Origin of the sequence: Streptomyces solincola (assembly GCF_002982015.1) — a bacterium.
GTDB lineage: Bacteria > Actinomycetota > Actinomycetes > Streptomycetales > Streptomycetaceae > Streptomyces > Streptomyces solincola.
The window spans coordinates 1-4387 of sequence record NZ_PVLV01000485.1; the positions used below are offsets into that span (position 1 = coordinate 1).

Here is a 4387-nt window from a genome sequence, read left to right on the forward strand (position 1 = left end):
GCCCACCCCCACGCCGCCGGTCGAGCCCGAGCCCACCCCGTCCGAGACGCCGACGCCCTCCCCGGATGCCGAGGGCAGCCGCACCCGCGCCCTGGACGCCCCCGACGGGCTGCGCTTCGCCGCCGAACCGGCCGTCTCCCCGCAGGTCTCCCCGGCCTGAACCGGCGCACCCCGGGCCGCCCCGAGGCGCGGCGGCGGTGTGATCCCGGCGACAGCGGGGGCCGCGGCGCTGTACCGGTTTGCACTCAGCGGGGGAGGGTGCGTATGGTGGTAGATCGTTTGATCCCATGTTCCCCTTTGCCCGGCGCCGTCACCGAGAGCGCCGCGTGTGGCGCGTACTCTCCCTTGCCGTGGCTGACCGCATCGAGGCGGTCGTTAATCGCGAAGCAGCGAAAACACGGAGTTGACGGGCGCGTGCCGAGACTCCGGAAGGTTTCGCATTTCGCATGTCCATTTCCCGAACTGACGACGTCGTCGTGCCCGCGAACGACACCGCCATCGACGCCTCGGACGACCAGTCCCAGGTAGTCGGGCAGGCCCCCGCCGAGACCGTCGCTGCTGCCGCCGAGGCCGTCGCCGCCGACACCGCCGAGGCCGCCGCCGAGCAGGAGCCCGCCGAGCCGGAGACCACCTTCGCGGACCTCGGTCTGCCGGAGGGCGTCGTCCGCAAGCTCGCGCAGAACGGCGTGACCACCCCCTTCCCGATCCAGGCCGCGACCATCCCGGACGCCCTGGCCGGCAAGGACATCCTGGGCCGCGGCCGCACCGGCTCCGGCAAGACCCTCTCCTTCGGTCTGCCGCTGCTGGCCACCCTGGCCGGCGGCCACACCGAGAGGAAGAAGCCCCGCGGCGTCATCCTCACCCCGACCCGCGAGCTGGCCATGCAGGTGGCCGACGCCCTCCAGCCGTACGGCGACGTGCTCGGCCTGAAGATGAAGGTCGTCTGCGGCGGTACGTCGATGGGCAACCAGATCTACGCGCTGGAGCGCGGCGTCGACATCCTCGTCGCCACCCCCGGCCGGCTGCGCGACGTGATCAACCGCGGCGCCTGCTCGCTGGAGGCGGTCCAGGTCGCCGTCCTCGACGAGGCCGACCAGATGGCCGACCTGGGCTTCCTGCCCGAGGTCACCGAGCTGCTGGACCAGGTCCCGACGGGCGGTCAGCGCCTGCTGTTCTCCGCCACGCTGGAGAACGAGATCGACAGCCTGGTCAAGCGCTACCTGGTCGACCCGGTCACCCACGAGGTGGACCCGTCCGCCGGCGCGGTCACCACGATGACCCACCACGTCCTGGTCGTGAAGCCCAAGGACAAGGCCCCGGTCACCGCCGCGATCGCCGCCCGCAAGGGCCGCACCATCATCTTCGTCCGCACCCAGCTCGGCGCCGACCGCGTCGCCGAGCAGCTCCGCGACGCCGGGGTGAAGGCCGACGCGCTGCACGGCGGCATGACCCAGGGCGCCCGCACCCGGACCCTCGCGGACTTCAAGGACGGGTACGTCAACGTCCTGGTCGCCACCGACGTCGCCGCCCGCGGCATCCACGTCGACGGCATCGACCTGGTGCTGAACGTCGACCCGGCCGGCGACCACAAGGACTACCTGCACCGCTCGGGCCGCACCGCCCGCGCCGGCCGCTCCGGTGTCGTGGTCTCCCTGGCCCTGCCGCACCAGCGCCGCCAGATCTTCCGCCTGATGGAGGACGCCGGCGTCGACGCCTCCCGCCACATCGTGGGCGGCGCCGGGGCGTTCGACCCCGAGGTCGCCGAGATCACCGGCGCCCGGTCGCTGACCGAGGTGCAGGCCGACTCCGCGAGCAACGCCGCCAAGCAGGCCGAGCGCGAGGTCGCCGACCTCACCCGTGAGCTGGAGCGCGTGCAGCGCCGGGCCGCCGAGCTGCGCGAGGAGGCCGACCGCCTGGTGGCCCGCGCCGCCCGCGAACGCGGCGAGGACCCGCAGGCCGCGGTCGCCGAGGTGGCCGAGGCCGACCTGCGCGCCGAGGCCGTCGAGGCCGAGAAGGAGGCCGCCGCGGTCTCCCTGCCGGAGCAGCAGAACCGCGACAACCGCTCCTCCTCCTACGAGCGCCGCGACCGCCGCGACGACCGGGGCAACTTCGAGCGCCGCGACCGCGACGACCGCCCCTTCCGCCGTGACGACCGTCCCTCGGGTGGTTTCCGTCGGGACGACCGCGGTGGCGACCGTCCGTTCAACCGCGACCGCCGTGACGACCGCCCCTCGGGTGGCTTCCGTCGGGACGACCGCGGTGGCGACCGTCCGTTCAACCGCGACCGCCGTGACGACCGCCCCTCCGGTGGTTTCCGTCGGGACGACCGCGGTGGCGACCGTCCGTTCAACCGCGACCGCCGTGACGACCGCCCCTCCGGCGGCGGCTTCCGCTCCGGCGGCCACGACCGGCCCTTCGGCCGCCGTGACGACCACCGCGGCGGCTCGGCCTCCGGCTCCGGCTCCTTCGGCCGCCGCGACGACAAGCCCCGCTGGAAGCGCAACGGCTGACGACCGGTAGACCCCGGTCACCCCCTGACGACAGGGCCCGCCCCACACCGGGGCGGGCCCTGTCGCCGTATCAGCCCGCTGTCCGCCGCCCCCGTTCCGCCACATGATCCCTTCACCCGATACCCGATCGGATGCCGGACACCTAGCGGCTATGCTCGTGGGTGGCGACGAGGGCCGTTAGCTCAATTGGCAGAGCAGCGGACTTTTAATCCGTTGGTTGTGGGTTCGAGTCCCACACGGCCTACCGCCCGCCCCCCAGCTCAGAGCATGTGCGAGCCGGGGGGCGCTCCTGTGCGACAGGGCAAAACGGGCGTCTGCCGGCCCGCTGCCGGCCCGTCCGGCGGCTGGTTAGGAGCATGGCCGCCGATGGCGTAAGGTGGTGTTCACCGACGCGGGGTGGAGCAGCTCGGTAGCTCGCTGGGCTCATAACCCAGAGGTCGCAGGTTCAAATCCTGTCCCCGCTACTGAAACGAAGGCCCGGTGCACTTGTGCACCGGGCCTTCGTCATGTCTGCGCCGTGGCAAGTGGTGGCCCGCGTCGCCCGGTCGGCGGTCGGCCGGTCGCCGGGCGGCGTGACTCGGGTGAGCCTGGAGGGGGCGGTGCACCGTCCGCAGCCGTGGGCGGACCGGGCAGGAGGCCAGGCGTTGGGGCAGCGAGCGCGGTGGGGCGGCGACGGCCGGGCGGAGGGCGGCGAACCGCCCAGGGCCGGCCTCGCCCGGCGCTTCCTGCGCATGGTGCCCGCACTGATGATCGTCGGCGGAGTGCTGTACGACCAGCTCACCCCGCCCCGCTTCACCGCCGTGCCGCTGTTCGCCGCCGCCCCGCTGGTCGCCGCGCCGTTCTTCGCGTTCCGCACCACCGTGCTGTCGGGCGTCTTCGCGGTGCTGGCCGTGCTGCTCAGCCACCTCGGCAACCGGACCCTCATGGAGGGCCCCGCGCTCACCGAGGTGCTGACCGTGGGCACGGTCTCGGTACTGGCGGTCTTCATCAACCGGGTGGTGCGCCGCAGCGGCGAGCGGCTCGCCTCGGCACGGGAGATCGCCGAGACCGCGCAGCGGGCGGTGCTGCCGGTGCCGGCCGAGCGGATCGGCGGACTCCAGGTGGCCGCGCGCTACGAGGCCGCGCAGAAGGACGCCTTCATTGGCGGGGACCTGTTCGCCGTCCAGGAGACCCCCTACGGGGTGCGGCTGGTGGTGGGCGACGTCCGGGGGAAGGGGATGGGCGCCGTCGAGGCGGTGGCGGTGGTGATCGGCGCGTTCCGGGAGGCCGCCGAGCAGGAGAGCTCCCTGGAGGGTGTGGCCGCGCGGCTGGAACGTGCGCTGGCGCGCGAGGGCGCCCGGCGGGACGGCCTGGACGCCACCGAGGGCTTCACCACCGCGGTGCTGGCGGAGGTCCCGCGCGGCGGGGGCGTGGTCCGGATGATCAACCGGGGCCATCCGGAGCCGCTGCTGCTGTACGCGGACGGGCGGGTGGTCCTCCAGACGCCCGCCGAGCCGGCGCTGCCGCTCGGCATGGCGGACCTGGCCGGCTGGCCGGACCGGTCGTACGAGGCGGTCTACCCGCCCGGGGCGACGCTGCTGTTCTACACCGACGGCCTCTCCGAGGCGCGTGACGGGAATGGAGTGTTCTACGACCCGGTCGCCCGCCTCGACGGGCGGATCTTCCCGGATCCGGGGGCCGTGCTGGACGCGCTGGCGGACGACGTACGCCGGCACACGGCGGGGGGTTCGACCGACGACCTGGCGCTGCTGGCGGTGGCCCGCCCCGCCGTGGGCCAGCCACCCCGCCGCCGCACCATGCCGGTCGTGCCCTGAGCGGCGCCGGCCGCCACCGGATCCGAGGTGTACGCAGGGTGAGGGGCACGGTCCCACCCGCCC

2 protein-coding genes and 2 tRNA genes are annotated in these 4387 nt (G+C 74.0%); all 4 read left to right on the forward strand.

Annotated features, from left to right (window positions below):
• Positions 1–446 precede the first annotated feature (446 nt).
• The 4 genes from C6N75_RS25080 to C6N75_RS25095 all read left to right on the forward strand — a co-directional run bounded on the left by C6N75_RS25080 (position 447) and on the right by C6N75_RS25095 (position 4324).
• A complete protein-coding gene (locus tag C6N75_RS25080) occupies positions 447–2510 on the forward strand; it encodes a DEAD/DEAH box helicase (protein WP_105871162.1) in 2064 nt (687 codons plus the stop codon).
• Positions 2511–2681: 171 nt separating this feature from the next.
• Positions 2682–2754: transfer RNA gene (locus C6N75_RS25085), tRNA-Lys, on the forward strand.
• 146 nt (positions 2755–2900) lie between these two features.
• Positions 2901–2974, forward strand: a tRNA-Met gene (locus tag C6N75_RS25090).
• Positions 2975–3154: 180 nt separating this feature from the next.
• Positions 3155–4324: a PP2C family protein-serine/threonine phosphatase gene (locus C6N75_RS25095; protein WP_407703271.1), complete on the forward strand. Its 1170-nt coding sequence runs from the start codon at positions 3155–3157 to the stop codon at positions 4322–4324.
• The last annotated feature ends 63 nt before the right edge of the window (positions 4325–4387 follow it).